The sequence below is a fragment of the Clostridium sp. Marseille-P3244 genome (assembly GCF_900120155.1).
Taxonomy (GTDB): domain Bacteria; phylum Bacillota; class Clostridia; order Lachnospirales; family Lachnospiraceae; genus Mediterraneibacter.
The window spans coordinates 317,544-340,303 of record NZ_LT635549.1 but is presented as its reverse complement, the minus strand read 5'-3'; the positions used below and the strand labels follow the sequence as shown (position 1 = coordinate 340,303).

General features: G+C 49.1%; 22 protein-coding genes. 20 read left to right on the top strand and 2 right to left on the bottom strand.

The annotated features are described in order from the left end of the window. From BQ7367_RS03385 to BQ7367_RS03355, 7 genes are all read left to right on the top strand, one after another. Positions 1 to 3,267, top strand: a complete 3,267-nt coding sequence (locus tag BQ7367_RS03385) for a UvrD-helicase domain-containing protein (RefSeq protein WP_328586518.1) — start codon at positions 1 to 3, stop codon at positions 3,265 to 3,267. Between the two features lie 134 nt (positions 3,268 to 3,401). After that, the gene (locus BQ7367_RS03380) at positions 3,402 to 4,241 is read left to right on the top strand and encodes a CvfB family protein (RefSeq protein WP_072524222.1); all 840 of its coding nucleotides are present in this window, start codon (positions 3,402 to 3,404) and stop codon (positions 4,239 to 4,241) included. Between the two features lie 38 nt (positions 4,242 to 4,279). After that, on the top strand, positions 4,280 to 4,519 hold the full coding sequence (locus tag BQ7367_RS03375) for a polya polymerase (protein ID WP_072524221.1): 240 nt from the start codon (positions 4,280 to 4,282) through the stop codon (positions 4,517 to 4,519). A gap of 143 nt (positions 4,520 to 4,662) precedes the next feature. Then, positions 4,663 to 8,136 carry a DNA polymerase III subunit alpha gene (locus BQ7367_RS03370; RefSeq protein ID WP_072524220.1) on the top strand — a complete coding sequence of 1,158 codons (3,474 nt, stop codon included), beginning with the start codon at positions 4,663 to 4,665 and terminating at the stop codon, positions 8,134 to 8,136. Between the two features lie 106 nt (positions 8,137 to 8,242). Continuing rightward, positions 8,243 to 9,271, top strand: coding sequence for a 6-phosphofructokinase (gene pfkA / locus BQ7367_RS03365; protein WP_072524219.1), 1,029 nt, complete (start codon positions 8,243 to 8,245; stop codon positions 9,269 to 9,271). A 42-nt stretch (positions 9,272 to 9,313) separates the two neighbouring features. After that, the gene (gene murI / locus BQ7367_RS03360; protein WP_072524218.1) at positions 9,314 to 10,141 is read left to right on the top strand and encodes a glutamate racemase; all 828 of its coding nucleotides are present in this window, start codon (positions 9,314 to 9,316) and stop codon (positions 10,139 to 10,141) included. Positions 10,142 to 10,206: 65 nt separating this feature from the next. After that, the gene (locus tag BQ7367_RS03355) at positions 10,207 to 10,683 is read left to right on the top strand and encodes a YwiB family protein (RefSeq protein ID WP_072524217.1); all 477 of its coding nucleotides are present in this window, start codon (positions 10,207 to 10,209) and stop codon (positions 10,681 to 10,683) included. A 24-nt stretch (positions 10,684 to 10,707) separates the two neighbouring features. On the opposite strand, the gene BQ7367_RS03350 is transcribed toward BQ7367_RS03355, so the two are convergent. Further along, entirely contained in the window at positions 10,708 to 11,142 is a 435-nt protein-coding gene (locus tag BQ7367_RS03350) for a hypothetical protein (protein WP_072524216.1), read from the bottom strand. Between the two features lie 235 nt (positions 11,143 to 11,377). Between BQ7367_RS03350 and cls the strand changes: the two genes are divergently transcribed. The 7 genes from cls (at position 11,378) to lysS (ending at position 18,458) form a co-directional block, all read left to right on the top strand. After that, the gene (cls, locus tag BQ7367_RS03345; RefSeq protein ID WP_072524215.1) at positions 11,378 to 12,853 is read left to right on the top strand and encodes a cardiolipin synthase; all 1,476 of its coding nucleotides are present in this window, start codon (positions 11,378 to 11,380) and stop codon (positions 12,851 to 12,853) included. A gap of 53 nt (positions 12,854 to 12,906) precedes the next feature. Beyond that, complete coding sequence (locus BQ7367_RS03340) at positions 12,907 to 13,833, top strand: FKBP-type peptidyl-prolyl cis-trans isomerase (RefSeq protein ID WP_235837529.1); 927 nt, start codon at positions 12,907 to 12,909, stop codon at positions 13,831 to 13,833. Next, the gene (locus BQ7367_RS14720; protein WP_235837528.1) at positions 13,826 to 13,987 is read left to right on the top strand and encodes a hypothetical protein; all 162 of its coding nucleotides are present in this window, start codon (positions 13,826 to 13,828) and stop codon (positions 13,985 to 13,987) included. Before BQ7367_RS03340 ends, BQ7367_RS14720 begins: the two co-directional genes overlap by 8 nt. Before the next feature lie 10 nt (positions 13,988 to 13,997). After that, positions 13,998 to 14,867 (top strand): aldose 1-epimerase family protein, encoded by an 870-nt coding sequence (locus BQ7367_RS03335; RefSeq protein WP_072524214.1) that lies wholly within the window; start codon positions 13,998 to 14,000, stop codon positions 14,865 to 14,867. Between the two features lie 20 nt (positions 14,868 to 14,887). Continuing rightward, positions 14,888 to 15,847, top strand: coding sequence for a tRNA dihydrouridine synthase DusB (dusB, locus tag BQ7367_RS03330; RefSeq protein WP_072526045.1), 960 nt, complete (start codon positions 14,888 to 14,890; stop codon positions 15,845 to 15,847). 111 nt (positions 15,848 to 15,958) lie between these two features. Further along, positions 15,959 to 16,444 carry a transcription elongation factor GreA gene (gene greA, locus BQ7367_RS03325; RefSeq protein ID WP_072524213.1) on the top strand — a complete coding sequence of 162 codons (486 nt, stop codon included), beginning with the start codon at positions 15,959 to 15,961 and terminating at the stop codon, positions 16,442 to 16,444. 94 nt (positions 16,445 to 16,538) lie between these two features. Beyond that, positions 16,539 to 18,458 (top strand): lysine--tRNA ligase, encoded by a 1,920-nt coding sequence (gene lysS, locus BQ7367_RS03320; RefSeq protein WP_072524212.1) that lies wholly within the window; start codon positions 16,539 to 16,541, stop codon positions 18,456 to 18,458. Positions 18,459 to 19,284: 826 nt separating this feature from the next. Here the strand turns inward: lysS and BQ7367_RS14980 are convergent. Next, positions 19,285 to 19,368: a helix-turn-helix domain-containing protein gene (locus tag BQ7367_RS14980; RefSeq protein ID WP_072524210.1), complete on the bottom strand. Its 84-nt coding sequence runs from the start codon at positions 19,366 to 19,368 to the stop codon at positions 19,285 to 19,287. A gap of 506 nt (positions 19,369 to 19,874) precedes the next feature. On the opposite strand from BQ7367_RS14980, the gene BQ7367_RS03300 reads away from it, so the two are divergent. Genes BQ7367_RS03300 through BQ7367_RS03285 form a run of 6 tightly spaced genes read left to right on the top strand, consistent with a single transcriptional unit; the run spans position 19,875 to position 22,495 of the window. Beyond that, a complete protein-coding gene (locus BQ7367_RS03300; protein ID WP_072524209.1) occupies positions 19,875 to 20,219 on the top strand; it encodes a PadR family transcriptional regulator in 345 nt (114 codons plus the stop codon). Beyond that, positions 20,216 to 21,310: an HAAS signaling domain-containing protein gene (locus BQ7367_RS03295; protein ID WP_072524208.1), complete on the top strand. Its 1,095-nt coding sequence runs from the start codon at positions 20,216 to 20,218 to the stop codon at positions 21,308 to 21,310. Before BQ7367_RS03300 ends, BQ7367_RS03295 begins: the two co-directional genes overlap by 4 nt. Before the next feature lie 25 nt (positions 21,311 to 21,335). Then, on the top strand, positions 21,336 to 21,491 hold the full coding sequence (locus BQ7367_RS14930; RefSeq protein ID WP_328586517.1) for a hypothetical protein: 156 nt from the start codon (positions 21,336 to 21,338) through the stop codon (positions 21,489 to 21,491). After that, positions 21,422 to 21,592, top strand: a complete 171-nt coding sequence (locus tag BQ7367_RS14925) for an ATP-binding cassette domain-containing protein (protein WP_328586533.1) — start codon at positions 21,422 to 21,424, stop codon at positions 21,590 to 21,592. Before BQ7367_RS14930 ends, BQ7367_RS14925 begins: the two co-directional genes overlap by 70 nt. Then, entirely contained in the window at positions 21,589 to 21,891 is a 303-nt protein-coding gene (locus BQ7367_RS14920; protein WP_328586516.1) for a P-loop NTPase family protein, read from the top strand. The genes BQ7367_RS14925 and BQ7367_RS14920 overlap by 4 nt, the downstream gene beginning before the upstream one ends. Then, positions 21,884 to 22,495: a hypothetical protein gene (locus tag BQ7367_RS03285; protein WP_200786695.1), complete on the top strand. Its 612-nt coding sequence runs from the start codon at positions 21,884 to 21,886 to the stop codon at positions 22,493 to 22,495. Before BQ7367_RS14920 ends, BQ7367_RS03285 begins: the two co-directional genes overlap by 8 nt. Positions 22,496 to 22,760 lie beyond the last annotated feature (265 nt).

Genomic DNA, 22,760 nt, shown 5'->3' with positions numbered 1-22,760 from the left:
ATGGAACCAGTCATCAATATTACGAAAGAAGGCGAGAGAATGTACATTGCGGATCTGCACATTCATTCCAGTTATTCCAGAGCGACAAGCAAAGACTGCCGCCCCGAAGCTCTTGATCTGTGGGCAAGGCGGAAAGGAATCCATATCGTCGGGACCGGGGATTTTACCCATCCGGCATGGAGGCAGGAGCTGGAGGCGAAGCTGGAGCCGGCAGAGGAAGGACTCTATGTTCTGAAAGACGAATACCGGATCCGGGATGGAAGCGTTATGGGGGAAATGACGCCCCGGTTTGTGATCACAGGAGAGATCAGTTCCATTTATAAGAAAAACGGACGCGTACGGAAAGTCCACAGTCTGATCCTGCTGCCCGGACTTGAGGACGCGCAGCGCATCTCGAACAAGCTGGAGCAGATTGGGAATATTCATTCGGACGGGCGGCCGATCCTGGGGCTGGACTGTCACGACCTGCTGGAGATCGTGCTGGAACAGTGCCCTGCGGCAGTGTATGTGCCGGCCCATATCTGGACCCCTCACTTTTCTCTGTTCGGAGCCTTTTCAGGCTTTGATTCAGTGGAAGAATGCTTCGGGGATCTGACGTCCTATATCCATGCCATGGAGACCGGACTTTCTTCTGATCCTCCTATGAACTGGCGGGTATCCGCTCTGGATCGATATCAGCTGATCTCCAATTCGGACGCCCACTCTCCGGCCAAGCTGGGACGGGAGGCGAACCTGCTGGACATTCCCATGTCCTACGAAGGGCTTGCGAAAGCGATACAGTCCGGCGAAGGGTTATACGGAACAATCGAATTTTTCCCTGAGGAAGGGAAATATCATATGGACGGCCATCGGAAATGCAGCCTTTGCCTGACCCCTTCGGAGACTATGAAATACGATGGGAAATGCCCGGTCTGCGGACGGAAGATTACCGTTGGAGTGTCACACCGGGTGGAAGAGCTGGCAGACCGGCCGGAAGGGTATGTCAGAGAAGGGGCAAAGGCGTTTGAAAGCCTGGTGCCGCTTTCAGAAGTGATCGGGGCTTCTTTCGGGTGTTCTTCCGCGAGTAAAAAAGTGGAAAAAGAGTATATGCGGATGCTCTCTGAGCTGGGGGATGAATTCAGTATTCTGCGCAGCCTTCCGACAGAGGAGATCCGCCGTGTATCCGGCACAAGGATCGCGGAGGGGATCAGGCGTCTGAGGAAGGGACAGGTGGAGAGGATACCGGGATTCGACGGGGAATACGGGATCATCCGGCTGTTCAGCGCGGAGGAACTGGAGAATACAGAAGGGCAGATGAGTTTCTTTGACCTGCTGGGAACAGGCGATGCCCGGTCTGCAAAAACAACAGGATCGGCAGAACCCGGGGCGGCAGCGGAGGAGAAAGAAACCGCGGCGCGGCAGGCAGAGAAAAACCGGCGCCCAAAAGGATCAGACTCCGAAAAACTTCCGGCCAATGAACTTAATCCGGAGCAGGAACAGGCAGTCACGTCGCTCTGTCCCCGCATTGCCGTGCAGGCAGGGCCGGGAACCGGAAAGACAAAGACTCTTGTGTCAAGACTGAAATATCTTCTGGAAAACAGAAGAGTACGTCCTTCGGAGATCACGGCAGTGACATTTACCAATCAGGCCGCGTCGGAGATGAGGGAACGGATCGGCAGGGAGACCGGAAAGAGGCAGATCGGAAACCGGATCCAGATCGGCACATTCCACGCCATATGCCTGGAATTTTTAAGAACGCAGGGAAAGAAAATCATTCTGGCGGGCGAGGCCGAACAGAAAGAACTGGCAGCGGCGGCGCTGGAAGAATCCGGTCTTGATGTGAGCGTGGAAATATTTCTGGAAAGGATATCCCGCCGTAAGTCGGGAATGAAGGAGCCGGAAGAAGAGAGAGAAGGAAACGGCACCGGGCGCCGGAAGGCGGAGGAGAGCGTCTGGCAGCAGGCCGGTGAGAATTATGAGGCGAAAAAAAGAGACAGGGATCTGTACGATTTTGATGATCTTCTTTTAAAGACTGTGGAACTGATCGAGAGCGGCAAAGCACAGCCGGGATGGGAAAAGAGGTTTCGCTATCTCCTGACCGATGAGTTCCAGGACATCAATCCTGTACAGTACCGGCTGCTCTGTCTGTGGCACAGACAGGGGAGGGAACTGTTCGTGATCGGGGACGCGGATCAGTCGATTTACGGATTCCGTGGAGCGGATGCCTTCTGTTTTGAGCGTCTGAAAAAAGATTTCCAGGATGTTTATACAGTCAGGCTGGAAGAAAACTACCGCTCTTCGCCGCAGATACTGTCATCAGCCGCGGCAGTCATGCTTCGTCCCGGCAAGGTGCTTAAGGCTCACTGCCCGGATAATGTTCCGGTTCGCGTGGTGCAGGCCGGCAGCCCGATGGAAGAGGCGATCTTTATAGCAAAAGAGATCGGCCGACAGACCGGCGGCATAGGCATGCTGGAGGCCCAGCAGGCGGCATGGGCCGATGGAGAACGGAAAATCAGAGGGTTCGGGGATATTGCGGTACTATACCGGACGCATCATCAGGCGCGGATCCTGGAGAAATGTCTGAGGAAAGAAGGCATCCCTTATATCGTGGCAGGCCGGGAGGGCTTCCTACAGGATGAGACGGTACAGGGCAGTATCTGTTTCTTCCGCTGTCTGCGGGACGAAGATGATCTGTCGGCGATGAAAGAAAGCGGGGCATTGCTGTGGAAACTGGAATGGAACCCGATGACAGAAGAACTTGTAAGAAACACGGCGGACAGGCTGCGAGAGGCGTACAATAAAGAAAAACCCCAGAAGTTTATGGAACAATGGACAGAGGAGATGAGGCTTACTGAGATCCCGGCCATGCGGCAGCTGGCGGCAATGACGGTATTTTACAGGAACATGAATGAATTTCTGGCCGCGTTGGAGCTTGGAGTGGAAAGTGACCTGAAACGGTGCGGTGGCAGGAAATATACTTCGGAAGCAGTGACTCTGATGACACTCCATGGTTCCAAGGGACTGGAATTTCCTGTCACCATTATCTGCGGGGCGGAGCAGGGAAAGATCCCTCTGGAGAGCGACAGACATCCCACGGATAAGGAACAGGAGAGACGCCTTCTGTATGTAGGGATGACCCGGGCGAAAGAAGAGCTGGTTCTGACCTGTTCCGATGAAGTTTCAGAGTTTCTCAAGGTGCTTCGGGACAGTCAGGAGGTGAGATGGGAGAAACCGGAAGGCGGGAAAAAAGGAAACGGATTTCATCAGATGAGTCTGTTTGACCTGTAAGGAGGGGATCGTTCTGATCCATATACAGGAAATGGCATTGACAATTTTTTCGTCATACTTTAGATTAAAGTGAGATAATAAGAGAAACACATGGGGCGGGCCTGTGTCATCATGGCCTGCAGAGGAGAAAAAGTATGAGACTGGGAGAAAAGCAGATACTGACCGTTGTGAAAAAAGTAGAGTTCGGTGTCTACCTGGGAAATGATGAGGAACGGGTTCTGTTGCCAAAGAAACAGGTGCCTGAAGGGATCGAAGTGGGGGATCCTGTGGAGGTCTTTCTGTATAAAGATTCATCTGACCGGATGATCGCCACAACCCGGGAGCCAAAGCTTACTCTCGGAAGACTGGCGGTTCTGGAAGTCGTGGATACAGGCCGTGTGGGGGCCTTTCTGGACTGGGGGCTGGAAAAGGATCTACTGCTTCCTTTCAGAGAGCAGACCGTGAAAGTGGAGAAAGCACAACAATATCTGGTCGGTCTTTACGTGGACAAAAGCGGCAGGCTGTGTGCCACGATGAAGATCACACCGTTTCTTCAGACAGATTCTCCCTATAAAAAGGGCGATATGGTAAAGGGCACAGTCTATGAGATCAGCGATGCGTTCGGTGTGTTCGTGGCAGTGGACAATCAATATTCCGCACGGATCCCGAAGCAGGAAGTATACGGCAGGATGTGCATGGGACAGGAAATCGAGGCCCGGGTGACCGGAGTGAAAGAAGACGGGAAGCTGGATCTGAGCGTGCGGGGGAGGATCCCGGAACAGATGGGGGTCGATGCCCTGAAGATCATGGAACGGCTGGAAGAAGAAGGAGAACTTCCATTTACGGACAAGGCGGACCCTGAGCGGATCAGAGCTGAACTGGACATGAGTAAGGCGGCTTTTAAGAGGGCTGTGGGAAGGCTTTTGAAACAGGGCAGCATTAAAATCGACAGCGACAGAGGAAAAATCTTGAAATCCTCACCAGATAAGGTATAATAGCAGATAAGAGATATTAAAGAAAGGAAGATTAATTTATGAAAGTACAGAATATAACAGATATTGATGCTTTTTTCAAAGTGATCGATGATTGTAAAGGCAGAGTCGAGCTGGTGACAGGTGAAGGAGACAGATTGAATCTGAAATCAAAGCTTTCCCAGTATGTATCTATGGCAAATATTTTTTCCAATGGAGAGATCCCGGAACTGGAGATCATCGCTTATGAGAAAGAAGACACTGACAGGCTGATCCGGTTCATGATGGACGGCGCTCAATAAGATACACAGGACTTAAGAGGGCAGTTCCCGGAAGGGAGCCGCCCCTTTTCTTATCATGCGGATATCTTTCGATACAGTGATCAATACAGACAGCGGTCATCAGGCAGAAAAGAGATTTCCTGCCTGCGCGGCAGAGGTGAGAGATGAGTTTTGCACATTTACATGTCCATACAGAGTACAGTCTGCTGGACGGGTCCAATAAAATAAAAGAATATGTGTCCCGGGTGAAAGAGCTGGGAATGAACAGCGCGGCGATCACGGATCACGGCGTCATGTACGGCGTGATCGATTTTTACAGAGAGGCAAGGCGGCAGGGCATCAATCCGATCCTGGGCTGTGAGGTCTATGTGGCCCCTCACTCCCGGTTTGACCGTGAGGTGACAGGCGGGGAAGACAGGTACTATCATCTCGTGCTTCTGGCCGAGAACAATGAAGGCTATGCCAATCTGACGAAGATCGTGTCCAGGGGATTTGTGGACGGGTATTATTACAGGCCCCGTGTGGACAAGGAGCTGCTGCGTGAATATCATACCGGGATCATCGCTCTGAGCGCCTGCCTGGCCGGAGAGGTACAGAGATATGTCGTCAAGGGCCTGTATGATGAAGCGAAAAAGACGGCACTGGAGTACCGGGAGATTTTCGGGCAGGACAATTATTTTCTTGAGCTTCAGGATCACGGATTGCCGGATCAGACCCTTGTGAACCAGCAGCTGATAAAAATGTCCCGGGAGACCGGCATCGGTCTTGTAGCTACCAACGATGTTCATTATACGTATGCTCAGGACGCCAAAGCGCACGATATCCTTCTGTGCATCCAGACCGGTAAAAAGCTGGATGACGAAAACAGGATGCGCTATGAGGGAGGCCAGTACTATGTGAAATCTCCGGAGGAGATGGAAAGTCTGTTCCCGTACGCGCCGGAAGCGCTGTCCAATACCCAGAAGATCGCGGACCGCTGTTCGGTGGAGATTGAATTCGGCGTGACCAAGCTGCCCAAATATGATGTGCCCGACGGGTTTACTTCCTGGGAATATCTCCAGAAGCTTTGCTATGAGGGGCTGGAAGCGAGGTATGGAAAGCCTGAGCAAAAGCTGAAGGACCGTCTTGCCTACGAGCTGGATACTATCAGAAATATGGGGTATGTGGACTATTTTCTGATCGTGTGGGATTTTATTAAATATGCGAAGGACCACGGCATTGCGGTAGGACCGGGCCGGGGATCGGCGGCCGGGAGCATTGTCTCCTACTGTCTGGGGATCACGACCATCGATCCGATCCGCTATCAGCTGCTGTTCGAGCGGTTCCTGAACCCGGAGCGTGTATCCATGCCTGATATTGATGTGGATTTCTGCTTTGAGCGGCGCCAGGAAGTGATCGATTATGTCGTGCGCAAATACGGGAAAGACAGAGTCGTGCAGATCGTTACTTTCGGAACGCTGGCGGCAAGAGGCGTGATCCGTGATGTGGGAAGAGTTATGGATCTTCCCTATGCGTTTGTGGATTCCATCGCCAAAATGGTTCCACAGGAACTGAATATCACGATCGACAGGGCTTTGAAAGAGAATCCTGAACTTCGAAGGACCTATGAGAATGACGGACAGGTGAAAAATCTGATCGACATGGCAAAACGTCTGGAAGGCCTTCCCAGGCACAGTTCCATGCATGCCGCCGGGGTGGTCATCAGCCAGAAATCTGTGGATGAGTATGTCCCTCTCTCGCGGGCGGCGGACGGGACGATCACCACGCAGTTTACTATGACCACGCTGGAGGAACTGGGACTGCTTAAGATGGATTTCCTTGGTCTGAGGACACTTACCGTGATCCAGAACGCCGTGCAGATGGCCTGCAGGAAAGATCCTTCGGTAGATATAGAAAAGCTGGACTACAATGACACGAAAGTATTTGACTATATAGGGACCGGGAAGACAGACGGGATCTTCCAGCTGGAGAGCGCGGGGATGAAGAGCTTCATGAAGGAGCTCAAACCCCACAGCCTGGAGGACGTGATCGCTGGGATTTCCCTGTACCGTCCGGGCCCCATGGACTTTATCCCTCAGTATATCAGAGGGAAGAATGACGCGTCATCCATCACTTACGACTGCCCGCAGCTGGAGCCGATCCTGGAACCCACCTACGGGTGTATCGTGTATCAGGAGCAGGTTATGCAGATCGTGAGGGATCTGGCCGGCTATACTCTGGGGAGAAGCGATCTTCTGCGCCGGGCCATGTCCAAGAAAAAGGCGGATGTCATGCAGAAGGAACGGCAGATCTTTGTCTACGGCGATGAAGAGACAAATGTGCCAGGCTGTATCAAAAACGGGATCGACGAAAAGACAGCCAATAAGATCTATGACGAGATGATCGATTTTGCCAAGTACGCCTTTAATAAATCCCACGCGGCCGCCTATGCGGTAGTGGCTTACCAGACTGCCTGGCTGAAATATTACTATCCGGTAGAATTCATGGCGGCCCTGATGACTTCCGTGATTGAAAATCCGTCAAAGGTGGCAGAATATATCTATACCTGCCGTCAGATGAATATCCAGATCCTTCCTCCGGATATTAATAAAGGAGAGGCAGACTTCTCTGTCGACGGGAACAATATCCGTTACGGGCTGGCCGCGATCAAGAGTATCGGACGTCCGATCGTGCAGGCCATGCTGGAAGAAAGAGAGGCTTACGGGCCTTTTAAAAATCTGGAAGATTTCATCACCCGGCTTTCTGAGAAGGAGGCATTCAATAAAAGGACTATAGAAAATCTTATCAAGGCAGGAGCTCTGGATACTCTGGGCGGGACAAGAAAACAGTTTATGAGCATTTATATCCAGATCGTGGAGCATGTGAACCAGGAAAAGAAATATTCCATGGCCGGCCAGATGACCCTGTTTGATATGGTGCCTGAGGAACAGAAACAGGAATTCCAGATCCGGATGCCTGACGTGGGAGAATACTCCAGAGAGAATCTTCTGGCTTTCGAGAAAGAGGTGCTGGGCATCTATATCAGCGGCCATCCTCTGGAGGAATACGAGGAGAAATGGCGCAGCGTGATCTCGGCCACGACCCTTGATTTCCAGCCTGACGAAGAGACCGGACGCACGAAAGTCCACGACGGGGCAAAGGAGATCATAGGAGGGATGATCACGGATAAGACGGTCAAGCATACAAAGACCAACCAGATGATGGCTTTTGTCACAGTGGAAGATCTGATGGGAACGGTAGAAGTCGTTGTATTTCCCAGGGACTATGAGAGTAACCGGGAATATCTGGAAGTGGATAATAAAGTGTTCATCCGGGGCCGGGTATCTGAGGAGGACGAAAAGGCCAGCAAACTGATCTGTGAGAAAGTGATCCCGTTTGAGCGGACAAAGAAGGAACTGTGGATCCAGTTCCCCGACAAAGCGACCTGGCTGGACGAAGAGCCGATCGTATACGGATACCTGGCGGATTCGGAAGGAGAGGACGAGGTTGTCATCTACTGTGCGAAGGAACGCGCGGTAAAACGGCTGCCCAAAAACCGGAATATCCAGATCAATCAGCAGATTTTGGGCAGACTGATGAATCATTTCGGGGAAAGCCGTGTAAAAGTGGTGGAAAAAGCTATTGAAAACCACTTCTAAATGGGGTAGAATAATTTCAAAAATGTTAAAAATTTCTATAAGATGAAATCTATGATTCAGGGGCTGGACAGTTTGTTATCTGATTTAAAGGAAAGGTGAAGAAGACATGGCAGAGAAAAAGGTTACAGAAGTAGTAGACAAGGAAAAATATCTGGAAGAGATTGAGGACAGAGTGCGTACGATCGGAGTGCTTACCAGCGGTGGAGACGCTCCGGGCATGAACGCGGCGATCCGTGCCGTGGTAAGAAGAGCTCTCTCCAAGGGGCTGAAGGTGCGGGGGATCCGCAGAGGATATCACGGACTTCTCAGGGAGGAGATCATCGACCTGACAGCCAGGGATGTATCCGATACGATCCAGAGGGGAGGAACCATCCTCCAGACAGCCCGCTGCAAGACGATGCGCACAGTAGAAGGACAGCAGAAGGCGGCGGCGATCTGTAAGAAATACGGGATTGACGGACTTGTGGTCATCGGCGGAGACGGTTCTTTCGCCGGAGCTCAGAAGCTGGCGAACTTGGGAGTCAACACGGTAGGCATCCCGGGAACAATCGATCTGGACATTGCCTGTACAGACTACACCATCGGATTTGACACCGCGGTGAATACAGCCATGGAGGCTATAGACAAAGTGCGTGACACATCCACATCCCATGAGCGCTGCAGTATTATCGAGGTTATGGGCCGTGACGCGGGATATCTGGCTCTGTGGTGCGGCATCGCTAATGGCGCGGAGCGTATCCTGATGCCGGAAGAGCATGATTTCAATGAGCAGGACATTATCAATGATATCATGGAGAATAAAAAGCGCGGTAAGAAGAACTATATCATTATCAATGCCGAGGGAATCGGAGATTCTATTAATATGGCGAAGAGGATCGAGGAAGCAACAGGTATTGAGACGAGAGCCACTGTTCTCGGGCACATGCAGCGCGGCGGAAGCCCCACGTGCAAGGACAGAGTTTATGCGTCTGTAATGGGCGCGATGGCTGTTGACCTTCTTTATGAAGGAAAGTCCAACCGGGTTGTAGGTTACAGAAACGGTAAGTTTGTTGATTACGATATCGAAGAAGCGCTGGCGATGAAGAAGTCAATTTCTCAGTACGAGTATAATGTAGCAAAGACTCTGGCGCTGTAAATCACAGAGCAGGGGCAGAAAAGTCCAGGGGAGTGCGAAAACGTGAGTAAGGAAAACAGGAAGGCTGCGCCGGTCGGTGTATTTGACTCCGGCGTGGGCGGGCTGACGGTGGCAAGAGAGATTTCCCGTCAGCTCCCGGATGAGAATATTATATATTTCGGGGACACTGCCCGTGTTCCGTATGGCAGCAAGTCGCAGAATACCATTATACGGTTTTCGGAACAGATCATCCGCTTCCTGAAGACAAAGCAGGTGAAGGCGATCGTGATCGCCTGCAATACGGCCAGCGCTCTGGCGCTGGACGCGGTAAAAGATGAATTCGACATTCCGGTCATCGGAGTGGTCATTCCCGGTGCGCGGGCGGCGGTGGAAGCCACCAGGAACCGGAAGATCGGAGTGGTGGGAACGGACGCCACAGTCCAGAGCGGCATGTATACGAAGATCATCCATGGGATGGCGCCGGATATCACGGTGATCGAGAAGGCATGCCCTCTTTTTGTGCCGCTTGTGGAGGAAGGGTTCAAAGATCATATTGTCACACAGGAAGTGATCGAGTATTATCTGGAATCGATGCGGAACACGGACATTGACGCCATGATACTGGGATGTACGCATTATCCCCTTCTGCGTTCCAGGATCCGGGATTATATGGGAGAGCGGATCCAGATCGTCAATCCCGCCTATGAGACCGCCATGGATCTTAAGGAACTGTTGAAGGAGAAGGGAATAGAGAATGACGGCGGGACCACGGAACACAGCCGGTATTCTTTCTATGTAAGCGATGCCGCGGAAAAGTTCCGCAGGTTTGCGAATACAGTTATGCCTTTTGATGTCCCTACGACAAATGTGGTGAATATTGAGGCATACTGACCGGGGGAGAGTACTGAGCGGCAGACCGGCGGCAGGAGAATTTTGATCAAGGAGATTTCGCGCAGATGACAAAGGATGTGCTTGTCAGCATTTCAGGAAAACATATTGATATTATGAATGAACCCCTGGAAGGCCGTGAGAGCGGGGATGACGCCATTGAAGTGGTGACCCCGGCAAATTATTACTGCCGCAACGGAAAGCATTATATCATCTATGATGAGGTGCTGGAAGGCATGGCAGGGACCATAAAAAACAAGATCAAGATCACCGGAGAGGACAGTGTGGAGATCATGAAGAGCGGGCTCTCCAGTTCCCATATGATCTTTGAGAAAAATAAAAAGAATCTCACTTATTACCGTACGCCGTACGGACAGATGCTGGTCGGCATCAATACCCGGAAGATGGAGATCAGCGTGGAGGAAGACAAGATCGATGTGCTGGTGGATTATGAGCTGGACGTAAATCATGAGCCGCTGGCGGACTGTAAGATTAAAATGAACATCATGTCAAAAGAGAATAAAAAATTCTCCGTCCTCAGTTGAGAGCGGAGAATTTATTTTTCGGGATTATTTTCTGCGGAAGAATCCTTTCTTTTTCTGCGGCGCCTCGATGGATCCGCCTCTGACGCTTAAGATCCCTGTTATGTAGAGGCCGCTGACTACGGCTTTGATCTCTTTTTTTACGGGAATTACTTCAAATACCTTGTCTTCGCACATGAGTGTCATGATCCTTGGGCCTACCTTTGCCTTTACAACAGGAACTTTGGTCCGTCTCAGAAGTTTTGGAGTGTTTTCCAGAACAATGGCCGGGAGCCCGGACTCTTTTAAACGCATTTTCTTTTTATCAATAATAAGCATACTCATTGTCTGTGCGGCAGCATCCAGCTGTTCCTGCTGTTCGGCCTGCTTTTTCTGGGCTCTTTTTCCAAAGATATAGAGTCCGATACACAGACCGATCAATATCACGACAACCACGATAAATACAATAGTGCCAGTACTCACTGTAAAATCCTCCTGATTTTAAAATTTATTGGTCCTGCAAACCCGCAGCACCGGGATGCTGAAGGCGAATTTTGCGCATGTAGTATTGTATCATTGTTTGGCGGCAAGTGCAAGAGCAACTGTATTTTAGGGTTTACTTTTGAAGGGGGAAACGAGTATACTGTTATAGTAGTGTGTCCGCGCGGAACCGTCCGCGTGATGTGCGTGCTATTTACAGAAATAAAGGAGTTTTACTATGGCAGAAATGATTTGGAACGGAGTGATAACGGTTTACCAGTTTATCATGGATAACATCGTTATTATCAATATCCTCTTCGCACTGATCATTGTGTTCTTTCAGAGGAGATCTCCGCAGACGGTATGGACTTGGCTGCTTCTGCTGTATTTTATACCGATCCTGGGATTCATCATGTATCTGGTTATCGGGCAGGATTTCCACAAGAACCGGATGTTCAAGGCAAAAGAGATCGAAGGCGAACTGAAATACGCCGTGCGCCGGCAGGAGGAGACGATCTATCATAAGCGGCTGCGGCTGGCGAATCCGGAGATGGCGAGATTCAAGGATCTGATCCTATATAACCTGGAAGCCGGGGAGGCGGTGCTGACGGACAACAACGATGTCCGGATCTATACAGACGGAAAGGCGAAGTTTCGTGCCCTCATTGAGGAGATGAAGAAGGCGGAGAGATATATACACTTGCAGTATTATATTATCCGTAATGATGAGCTGTGGCATGAGATCGAAAAGGTTCTCATCCAGAAGGTCCACGAAGGCGTGCAGGTCCGTGTACTCTTTGACAGCATGGGCTGCCATAAGATGAAGAACAAAGACTGGGAACGCCTGGAGCGGGAGGGCATTCTGGTGGCCGAATTTTTCCCCGCGCTTCTGGGACAGCTCCAGCTCAGGGTGAATTACCGGAACCACAGGAAGATCGTGGTCATTGACGGCCGGGTCGGATTCGTGGGCGGTTTTAATGTGGGCCGGGAATATCTTGGCAGGGATAAGAAGTTCGGCTACTGGAGGGACACCCATCTGTGTATTGAGGGAGCGGCGGTAACGTCTCTGGCTGTGCGCTTTGTGCTGGACTGGAACTATGCGGCTAAAGAGAATCTGTTTCTTGAAGACAATCTGTTTGAGATCCCTCAGTACACGAGGAAAGGCCGTGATCCGATCCAGATCATATCCAGCGGACCGGACTCACAGATCAAAACGATCCACGACAATTATCTGAGACTGATCCACAGCGCCAAAGATCATGTCTATATCCAGACCCCTTACTTTATACCGGATGAATCCATACTTGACGCGCTGAAGATCGCCAGCAGGTCCGGGATCGATGTCCGTATCATGGTGCCGTGCAAGCCGGATCATCCATTTGTTTACTGGGCCACCTATTCCTACATAGGAGATATGGTCGCGGCCGGGGCAAAATGTTACGTGTACAACAACGGATTTCTGCATGCCAAGACATTGTGTGTGGACGGAATGGTGGCGTGCGTGGGGACAGCCAACATGGATATCCGAAGTTTCGGACTGAATTTTGAGGTTAATGCGGTTATCTACAGTGAGCGTACGGTCCAGAAACTGGAACGCGCGTTTGAGAATGACATGACGCAGAGCACTCATGTGACAAGAAAAGTCTATGATGAGAGAAGTCTGATTATTAAGGGGAAAGAACAGTTTTCCAGACTCCTGTCACCGCTTCTGTAAGGTCAGTGGGAATACAGATTTTATGATGATAAAAAATATAAAGGAGAACATTTATGAAAAAGAAAATGATCGCCGCGGCGGCAGCAGCCGTACTTGCGGCAGGACTTCTGGCGGGCTGCAGCGGACAGCTTTCCAATGATTATGTAACAGTAACACAGTACAAAGGGCTGGAAGTACCTCAGCCGGACCAGCCGGATGAAGTGACAGAGGAAGAGGTCCAGAACGCGGTCCAGAGCAATCTGGACGCGGACGCGCAGAATGAGACGATCACAGGACGCGCCGCTCAAAGCGGAGACTGGGTGAATATCGATTACACCGGTTACCTGGATGGAGAGACTTTTGACGGAGGCTCGGCCGAGGGAGCGGAACTTCAGCTTGGGGCCGGCGGCTATATCGGAGCCACAGAGGATTACGCGGGGTTCGAGGAGCAGATCGAGGGACATAATACAGGAGATGAGTTTGATATCACCGTGCAGTTTCCTGAGAGCTATACGCCGGAAATGGCCGGCAAGGTGGCGCAGTTCCACATTGTTCTGAATGATATTTTTGAGAAAGTGTCACCGGAACTGACAGATGAATGGGTGAAGGAGAACAGCGAGACGGCACAGACGGCAGAAGAGTACCGGGAGGAGATCCGCCGGCAGCTGGAAGAGGAAGCAGAGGAAACACTTCACTCTCAACTGTCCGCTTCTGTCCAGAGCGCGCTCCTGGATAAGACAGAAGTGAAAAAGTATCCTGAGGACCAACTGGAAGAACAGAAAGCGGAAATGCGGTCTTACTATGAGCAGATGGCGGAGTATAATGGACTGGAACTGGAAGAATACCTGATGTCCAGTATGAATATGACAGAGGAGCAGTTTGAAGAACAGGTGGATGAAGCGGTGAAACAGTCCATCGCTCTTGATGAGGCGATAAAACTGGTCGCTGAAAAGCAGAAGCTGGAGCCGTCTGAGGAAGAGTTTGAGAAAAAAGGTGGCTGAGTATGCGGCCCAGGCCGGCATGGGAGATGATGTGGAGGCATATAAGGAGCAGGTAGGCGAGGATGTCTTAAAGGACGCGATCCTGCGTCAAGCAGTGCTGGACTATCTGGTAGATGAATGTATCCAGGTGGAACAGACCGAGGATTCAGAATAGAGGAAGCACTATGAAACTGGAAAACGAGAGACTTTATGTGGAGATCGCGGAACTGGGCGCGGAAGTGACACGTATCTATGACAAAAAGAAAGGGAATGAACTTTTGTGGGAAGGGGATCCGGCTTACTGGAAGAGACATTCCCCGGTCCTTTTTCCCAATGTGGGAAAAACATACCACAATACGGTGCGGATCCGGGGAGAACAGTATCCGACTTCCCAGCACGGGTTCGCCAGGGATAATACGTTCAGATGCATCAGCGAAAAAGCGGACCAGGCTTCGTTTCTGTTTGTCTCAAACGAGGAGACCAGGAAAGTATATCCCTTCGATTTTGAGCTGATCATCACGTATGTACTGGACAACAATACTCTGAAGGTAACCTGGGAGGTCCGCAATACAGGAGAAGAGACCATGTACTTTACCATCGGGGGCCATCCCGCGTTTTGCTTTGCCGGGGAAAAAGAAACAAAGGAAGACTATCTTCTGTATTTCCCGGGCAGGAAGACACTGGATTATATCCTGATCGCTCCGGGGGAAGCGGCGGCTGATCCGTCAGTCGTGTATGAGCTGGAGCTGGATCAGGGATACTGCCCGGTGAATGAGGAAATGTTTGCCCGGGACGCGCTGATCTTTGACGGCGGCCAGTTCGAGGAAGTGTGGCTCTGCCGGAAAGACAGAACTCCTTATGTGGGTATCCGTTGTAAAGACTTTCCCAATTTTGGCATCTGGTCCGTGAAAGACGCGCCTTTCGTATGTCTGGAACCATGGATGGGAAGATGCGATGACGTGGGATTTGACAGGGAACTCTCTGAAAAACCGAATGTCAATAAAGCAGAGCCGGGAGACAGATTCGAACAGAGCTATGTGATCATCGCGGGATGATCATAGAAAGAATAAAAAATATGAAACGGTTAAAGATAGGAAATGTGGAACTGGAGAACAGGTACATTTTAGGACCCATGGCAGGTGTTACCGACCTGCCATTTCGTCTGCTGTGCCGTCGGCAGGGCGCCGGCCTGCTCTGCATGGAGATGGTGAGCGCGAAAGCGATCATGTACCATAATAAAAATACGGAAAGCCTGCTGGAGATCCATCCGGAGGAGACTCCGGTCTCTTTACAGCTGTTCGGCTCTGACCCGAAGATATTAAGCGAAATGGCGAAGTACATTGAAGAACGGCCATTTTCCATTCTTGATATCAATATGGGGTGCCCGGTGCCGAAGGTTGTTAAAAACGGAGAAGGCTCCGCGCTCATGAAAGAACCGAAGCTGGTGTATGACATTGTCAGCTCTGTAGTGAAAGCCATAAAAAAGCCGGTCACGGTTAAGATACGGAAAGGCTTCGACGATGCCCATGTGAACGCGGTAGAGATCGCCAGGATCGCTGAGGAAGCCGGAGCTGCCGCCGTGGCAGTTCATGGCAGGACACGGGAGCAGTATTACAGCGGAAAAGCGGACTGGGATATCATCCGGCAGGTGAAAGAGGCCGTCTCGATTCCGGTCATCGGGAACGGAGATGTGACAAGTCCGCAGAAAGCAGATGAGATGGTAAGGCAAACCGGTTGTGACGGGGTTATGATTGCCCGGGGAGCGCAGGGGAATCCGTGGATATTTTCGGAGATGACCTGCTGGGAGGAGTCAGGAACGCTTCCCCCGCGTCCGGATCCGGATCAGATTCGACAGATGATCCTGGAACACGCCCGGCTTCAGATCTGGTACCGGGGAGAATATCCGGCTGTCCGGGAAATGAGAAAGCATGCCGCCTGGTACACGAAAGGACTGCCAAAAGCGGCGAAACTGAGGGGAAAGATCAATGCCGCGGTGACCTTTCAAGAGCTGGAAAATCTCTTGACATCATTATAGAGTTTGGTTATAATATTGAAATTGTGAAATAGACTTAAATGACAGTATACAGGGACAATGCTTCCCCTGTAAAAAATAGACAGAAAGTGAGAAAGAAAAGGAGCGTTACCAATGGCAGAGGCAAAGAAACGATTACTTACTTATGCCGGATTAAAGGCACTTGAGGATGAACTTGAGAATCTTAAAGTGGTCAAGAGAAAGGAAGTCGCGGCCAAGATCAAGGAGGCCAGAGAACAGGGAGATCTTTCTGAAAACGCGGAGTATGACGCGGCAAAGGACGAGCAGAGAGATATCGAGGCACGGATCGAAGAGCTGGAAGGAATCCTGAAGAACGCTGAGGTAGTCGTGGAAGATGAAGTTGATTTCGACAAAATCAACGTGGGATGTACGGTTAAGGTTTTCGACATCACGTACGATGAAGAGATGGAATTCAAGATCGTCGGTTCTACAGAGGCGAACAGCCTGGAGGGGAAAATTTCCAATGAATCCCCGGTGGGACTGGCACTGATAGGAAAAAGCGTGGGCGAGACAGTCAATGTGGAGACCCAGGCAGGCGACATTCAGTATAAAGTTCTTGAGATCAGCCGTTCAAAGTAAACACAGTACATGATACAGACCTCTTAATTTTTTAAGAGGTCTGCGTTCGCATTAGGGTAACAGCGCGGTACACGAAAAGAAAGGAGAAAAGCAAGTGTCACAGGAGCAGAAAAATGTACAGGAACCGGATCTGAACCAGCTGAGAAAGGTACGCCGCGAAAAACTGGCAGAGCTTCAGCAGAGCGGCAAGGACCCGTTTGTTATCACAAAATATGATCAGACCCATCACAGCCAGGAGATCAAAGACCACTATGAAAAACTGGAAGGGCAGCGTGTTTCCGTAGCCGGGCGTATGATGTCCAAACGTGTGATGGGAAAAGCTTCCTTCTGCAACGTTCAGGACCTGAAGGGAAATATCCAGTCTTACGTGGCGAGAGACAGCGTAGGCGAGGAGAACTATAAAGAGTTCAAAAAACTGGATGTCGGGGATGTGATCGGGATCGAAGGTGAAGTGTTCCGCACAAAGACCGGTGAGATTTCCATCCACGCGTCCCATGTGACGCTGCTCTCCAAGAGTCTTCAGATTCTTCCGGAGAAATTCCACGGACTGACCAATACAGATATCCGGTACCGTCAGAGATATGTGGACCTGATCATGAATCCGGATGTGAAGGATACATTTATCAAACGATCAAAGATCATAAGCGCCATCCGCAGATATCTGGACAGTGAAGGATTCATGGAAGTAGAGACACCGATCCTGGTGAGCAACGCGGGAGGTGCCGCGGCCCGTCCCTTCGAGACCCATTTCAACGCTCTGGACGAGGACTTTAAACTGCGTATTTCTCTTGAACTGTATCTGAAGCGTCTGATCGTGGGCGGCTTGGAAAGAGTGTATGAGATCGGCCGTGTCTTCCGGAATGAAGGGCTTGACACAAGACATAACCCGGAGTTTACGTTGATGGAGCTGTATCAGGCATACACCGATTATAACGGAATGATGGATCTGACAGAGAATCTGTACCGGCACGTGGCGCAGGAAGTCCTGGGGACAACGAAGATCGTTTACAATGGCGTAGAGATGGATCTTGGAAAGCCGTTCGAGCGCATTACAATGATAGACGCTGTGAAAAAGTACGCCGGTGTAGACTGGAATGAGGTAGAGACGCTGGAGCAGGCAAGGGCGCTGGCAAAAGAGCACAATGTAGAGTTTGAAGAGCGTCACAAAAAAGGTGATATTCTCTCACTGTTCTTTGAGGAGTTCGCGGAAGAGCATCTGATCCAGCCCACCTTTGTTATGGATCATCCGATCGAGATCTCTCCACTTACCAAAAAGAAACCGGAAAATCCGGATTATGTAGAAAGATTTGAATTCTTCATGAACGGCTGGGAGATGGCCAACGCTTACTCCGAGCTTAATGACCCCATCGATCAGAGAGCCCGTTTTAAGGCGCAGGAAGAACTGCTTGCCCAGGGTGACGAGGAGGCCAATACAACGGATGAAGACTTCCTGAATGCTCTGGAGATCGGCATGCCGCCTACAGGGGGGATCGGATTCGGCATCGACCGGATGTGCATGCTTCTTACCGATTCCGCTGCCATCCGTGATGTACTGCTGTTCCCGACAATGAAAAGCATCGGCGGCTCTGACAGCAAAAAAGCGGATAAAAAAGAAGAGTCCGCGCCGTCTGTGAAGATTGATCTTTCCAAGGTGAAAGTGGAGCCGCTGTTTGAAGATTTCGTTGATTTTGATACCTTCAGCAAGTCTGATTTCCGGGTTGTAAAAGTGGAAGCGTGCGAGGCAGTTCCGAAGAGCAAGAAACTTCTGAAGTTCACTCTGAACGACGGAACAGACCGGAAACGTACAATTTTAAGCGGGATTCATGATTATTATGAACCGGAAGAGCTGGTTGGCAAGACCTGTATCGCCATCACAAATCTGCCTCCGCGGAAGATGATGGGCATTGATTCCGAAGGGATGCTGATCAGCGCGGTGTATGAGTATGACGGCTATGAAGGACTGAACCTGCTGATGGTGGATGATGAGATCCCGGCGGGAGCGAAGCTGTACTAATCGTTCCGGCCATATTGAGTTAAATTGCCTTTTAAATAGGCTGTTTTCTATCTTTATAACACGGTTTTAACACATTTGAGCAAAATATTATCCCCCTTTTCCGGCGGAGTGTCGGGCGAGGGGGATTTTTACTTTATTTCTTCGCGTGAAGTTCATCATATATGATTCAGTAATTTGATAAAATTAAAATTTTGGGACACTTCCGAACTGACTGAAAAAGAAAGCTCTTATGGGCGTTGATTATCAAAACATGATTGCCGGATATGTTGATTTTTGCTTTGCTTATACTGTTGCCAACGGACGGGCAAACAGCTATCAAGCGCAGTTTCTGCTCCTACCTTTAAAAATATATGCGTGGCAGAGTTTGCTGTTCTTGTGGAGCGGATCATTCCAGCCGGTGAGATTGAAAATAATTGAAAATAGTATCGTTCGATACTCGATTTGTGTGAGAGAACAAAGTCACAAGCATCTTCAGACATAAAATAAATTGCCTGACTTAGCTAGATGTGCTATACTATCTGCACGGAAAGTCAGAGCGCATAAAGGCGGCCTGCCCTCCACTTATCGGAGGGGCAAACCCTCCAGACGAAAGAAAGGAGGGAGATGCCGATGAACATTACATACTCGGATTTAATCCAGTTGATGATATTCATTGTCGCTCTTGTTGGTCTTTGTTATGAGATCTTCAAGAGAAAGAAGTAGCCGCCCACTACTGCCAATAGTGAACGGCTGTGTAAAACAGTTATCGTAATTATTTGGGGGTAGGCCGTGTGTTTCTGGCTTTCCCTTTTTTCTAGTATCAATATAGCATATCCGGAACCGGCTTTCAAGACTTATCTTCTTTATCAGGCACATATTCCAAAATGTCAGAAATAGTACAGTTAAAGACTTTACACAAATTATTAAGCATGACCTATGATTTTAATATGGACTATGATCTGGACATTAAGCCGATAGCCAATAATAAGGAGCATTTTAATAAGTGGGTGGGTATATATCCGTTTTATTCAAATATTGAAAGGGAGGGGGTGGGTAAAGCTATTTGACGCCGCATAACGAAAAGGGAACACACCTCGATCTGGCGTTGTATTGTATTGAAGTTGCAAAGAGTGATATAAAATCAGCGAGAATTCTTCTGAAGGCAGGAGAGTGCCGGGGCGCGAATAATAGAGCATATTCGAGAAGATAGAGGAATATTTAACGGGTAAAATTTAAGAATAGTTTTAGTGCTGAGTATAGGCAGTCCCAATCGGGATTGCCTATTTTCGGAATAACCAGAATGAATGGCGGTGTAGAAATGCAGTATGAATATAAAATTGGGTTGCCGGGAATAAGCATATACTTTTAAATAAACTTTATTTTAATATTGATAATACAGTATGTTATACAGTATAATGGAATCAGGAGGAGAAGCTGATGGGAGAAGAAAAAGATTTATTATCCACGTTACTTCTGGAACTTCGCAGAGGGACACTGACAATTAGCGTACTCAGTCAAATGGATAAGCCCAAATATGGATATGCTCTTGTGCAGAGCTTAGAAGAAAAAGGCGTTGCCATTGATCCTAACACTCTCTATCCGCTGCTTCGCCGTCTGGAGAGTCAAGGGCTTTTGGAAAGTAAGTGGGAAACCAGTGGCGCAAAGCCAAGAAAGTATTATCAACGAACTGAGTATGGGACACAGATCTATGAGCAGATGAAAATATATTGGCGGAATTTATCTGCCGGAATAGAAAGATTATTGCGGGAGGAAGAAGTATGACACCGAATGAAAAAGATTATATGAATCGTTACATTTATCAGGTAATCCGGCGGCTTCCAAAAGCACAACGAGAGGAAGTCCGTATGGAACTGGAAGAACTTATCAGTGATATGTATACTGACAGAGATTCGATGGAAAAAGTATTGACTGAACTTGGCGATCCTGCTGAATTTGCAAAGCAGTATCAAAACGGGAAAAAATATTTGATCGGACCTGAATATTTCGATACTTATTTGTGGTTTGTAAAAGTTGTTTTAATATGTGCTGCCGTACCAATTTTGATTGTTTCTCTGATAAATACGTTAGGAGAAATGCCGGCATTTACATCGCAGAATGCCGCCTCTGTTATTATCCGGGCTATTGTGGACGGTTTGATCGAAGGAATTACTAACGCTATGCTGTCCTGTATATCGGCTTTCGGTGCAGTGACCCTGATTTTTGCTATTATGGAGCGGAAAAAGATCCAGATCGAAATGAAGAAAGCAGAGAAATGGTCAGTGGAAAGATTGTCTGAAGAACGAAAAACACCATCCACCAGGTGGACGCCAAAGATTTTGGAGCCTGTACCGGACAAAAAAGCAATTATAAGCCGTGGCGACAGCGTTGTAGGTATTATATTTATTGTTGTTTTCACTGTATTGCTGATTTTTGCCCCTCATTTCTTTGCTGCGATTTTTACAGAAAATGAAACCATAACAACCGTACCCGTTTTCAATTTGGAACAATGGGGAATTGTTCTGCCTGTCTTTGTGATCAGCCTGCTGATCGGTCTTATAGATGAAATTTTGCGTCTGATCATCGGCGTTTATTGTAAGGTGATAATGATCAGCAACATTTTGTGTGGGACAATTCAGATTGTGTTAAGCGTCATTGTGCTGAAAGTTTTACCTGTCTGGAATCCGAATTTTTTACTTGAGATTGAACAGGCGTTAGGCTATAATGCAGATTCAGGAGCTAAATTTCTCACTTACTGGAACGCTGATATGGTATCCAACGGGCTGCTTGTTTTTATTGTCGTTATCACTTTGTTTGAGATCGGTGTGACAATTTACAAGACGCACCGTTATGGCGCTTCCGTAAAAACCGTTTAGAGGAAATGATGTGACGGAGGATCGTATGAAATTTGCGATTGAGCATTTGTCAAAGAGTTTTGAAAAAAGGAAGTTCTCAGAGATATTGATTTTACATTTGATGAAGGGGAAATTTATGGGCTGCTCGGAAGAAACGGCGCAGGCAAAACAACGCTGTTTAACTGTCTTAACAGAGACTTGAAGGCAGACAGCGGGAATTTCTATATAGAAGATGAAAACGGCGTCCGCCGTGAGGTGGCCGCAGAGGATATCGGATATGTACTGTCTACTCCCACGGTATGAAAAACAAAATGCAAATGCTCATCAATATCATCGCTCAGCCGAATATTCTGCTGCTGGACGAGCCTTTGACATCCCTTGATGTGGTGGTGGCGGAAGAAATGAAGCAGCTCCTCCGTTCACTGAAACAAGACCGCATTACCATTTTCTCCACCCACATTATGGATTTGGCGCTCGACCTCTGCGATGAGATCGTGCTGCTCAATCACGGCGAACTGGAGGTCGTGGAGAAAACCGATCTTAATAGCCGGGAATTTAAGGATAAGATCATTGCGGCACTCAGGGAGGAAGGAAATGAATAAGACGCTCAAAATATCCTTTTCCCTGAAAAATACATATCGTGTCAACGGTATCCTGTTTTTCTTAAAGCAGATACCGCTCTTAAAGCGGCTGCTTCCGGCAACGCTGTATAAAATAAAGGGACTTAAAATCTTTGCGAACATATTGTCTGTACTGTGGGAAATCGTATCTGCATTTCTCGGCAAGTTCCTTTATTTCGTCACAATGGTATGCGGCATCGGTATTCTGTATAAAACGCTGCCGGAGAATGGGGTGTTCCTGCATATCCTGCTGTTTCTTACGGTAATCGGCAGCTTTGCGAACACCCACCTTTTCAATCCGACCAAGGATAAATATTATGTGATGATCCTTATGCGGATGGACGCGCGGGAATATACGCTGGTAAACTATTTCTACTCCATACTGAAGGCCGCCCTGGGATTTTTGCCCTTTACGATTCTGTTCGGTATGGGCAGAGGCGTACCGCTATGGTTTTGCCTGCTCCTTCCCCTTTGCATAGTGGGTATGAAACTGTTTGCGGCCGCTGTTACCCTGTGGGATTATGAGAAAAGGGGCTTTGGCTACAATGAAAACAAGCTGTCCAAATATGTGTGGAACCAGCCGTAAAGGGTATTGACAAGTTTGCCGACACAGTGTCCCGGGATATTGTAATGAGTCCGGCTTTCCGCCATCTTTTTATCATAGAATGTCACCGATCTCACCAAGGATCATCCCGCCATTGAGGTAACCGATTCCGGAAAGGTCTGATCCAGATAGGAAGTAAGCTGGATATTACGGACACAAGATACCATCACAAAATATATCTGAGCGATCCGAGAAAATGCGATGTGAGCCGGCTGAAAACAGTCGTGCGCCATCCGATCCGGAAAGC

Excerpts from the sequence above, each read along its gene's own strand:
- BQ7367_RS03385 (WP_328586518.1), top strand. The coding sequence starts at position 1 with ATGGAACCAGTCATCAATATTACGAAAGAAGGCGAGAGAATGTACATT.
- BQ7367_RS03380 (WP_072524222.1), top strand. The coding sequence starts at position 3,402 with ATGAGACTGGGAGAAAAGCAGATACTGACCGTTGTGAAAAAAGTAGAG.
- BQ7367_RS03375 (WP_072524221.1), top strand. The coding sequence starts at position 4,280 with ATGAAAGTACAGAATATAACAGATATTGATGCTTTTTTCAAAGTGATC.
- BQ7367_RS03370 (WP_072524220.1), top strand. The coding sequence starts at position 4,663 with ATGAGTTTTGCACATTTACATGTCCATACAGAGTACAGTCTGCTGGAC.
- pfkA (WP_072524219.1), top strand. The coding sequence starts at position 8,243 with ATGGCAGAGAAAAAGGTTACAGAAGTAGTAGACAAGGAAAAATATCTG.
- BQ7367_RS03355 (WP_072524217.1), top strand. The coding sequence starts at position 10,207 with ATGACAAAGGATGTGCTTGTCAGCATTTCAGGAAAACATATTGATATT.
- cls (WP_072524215.1), top strand. The coding sequence starts at position 11,378 with ATGGCAGAAATGATTTGGAACGGAGTGATAACGGTTTACCAGTTTATC.
- BQ7367_RS03340 (WP_235837529.1), top strand. The coding sequence starts at position 12,907 with ATGAAAAAGAAAATGATCGCCGCGGCGGCAGCAGCCGTACTTGCGGCA.
- BQ7367_RS03335 (WP_072524214.1), top strand. The coding sequence starts at position 13,998 with ATGAAACTGGAAAACGAGAGACTTTATGTGGAGATCGCGGAACTGGGC.
- dusB (WP_072526045.1), top strand. The coding sequence starts at position 14,888 with ATGAAACGGTTAAAGATAGGAAATGTGGAACTGGAGAACAGGTACATT.
- greA (WP_072524213.1), top strand. The coding sequence starts at position 15,959 with ATGGCAGAGGCAAAGAAACGATTACTTACTTATGCCGGATTAAAGGCA.
- BQ7367_RS14980 (WP_072524210.1), bottom strand. The coding sequence starts at position 19,368 with ATGCTTAATAATTTGTGTAAAGTCTTTAACTGTACTATTTCTGACATT.
- BQ7367_RS03300 (WP_072524209.1), top strand. The coding sequence starts at position 19,875 with ATGGGAGAAGAAAAAGATTTATTATCCACGTTACTTCTGGAACTTCGC.
- BQ7367_RS03295 (WP_072524208.1), top strand. The coding sequence starts at position 20,216 with ATGACACCGAATGAAAAAGATTATATGAATCGTTACATTTATCAGGTA.
- BQ7367_RS14930 (WP_328586517.1), top strand. The coding sequence starts at position 21,336 with ATGAAATTTGCGATTGAGCATTTGTCAAAGAGTTTTGAAAAAAGGAAG.
- BQ7367_RS14920 (WP_328586516.1), top strand. The coding sequence starts at position 21,589 with ATGAAAAACAAAATGCAAATGCTCATCAATATCATCGCTCAGCCGAAT.
- BQ7367_RS03285 (WP_200786695.1), top strand. The coding sequence starts at position 21,884 with ATGAATAAGACGCTCAAAATATCCTTTTCCCTGAAAAATACATATCGT.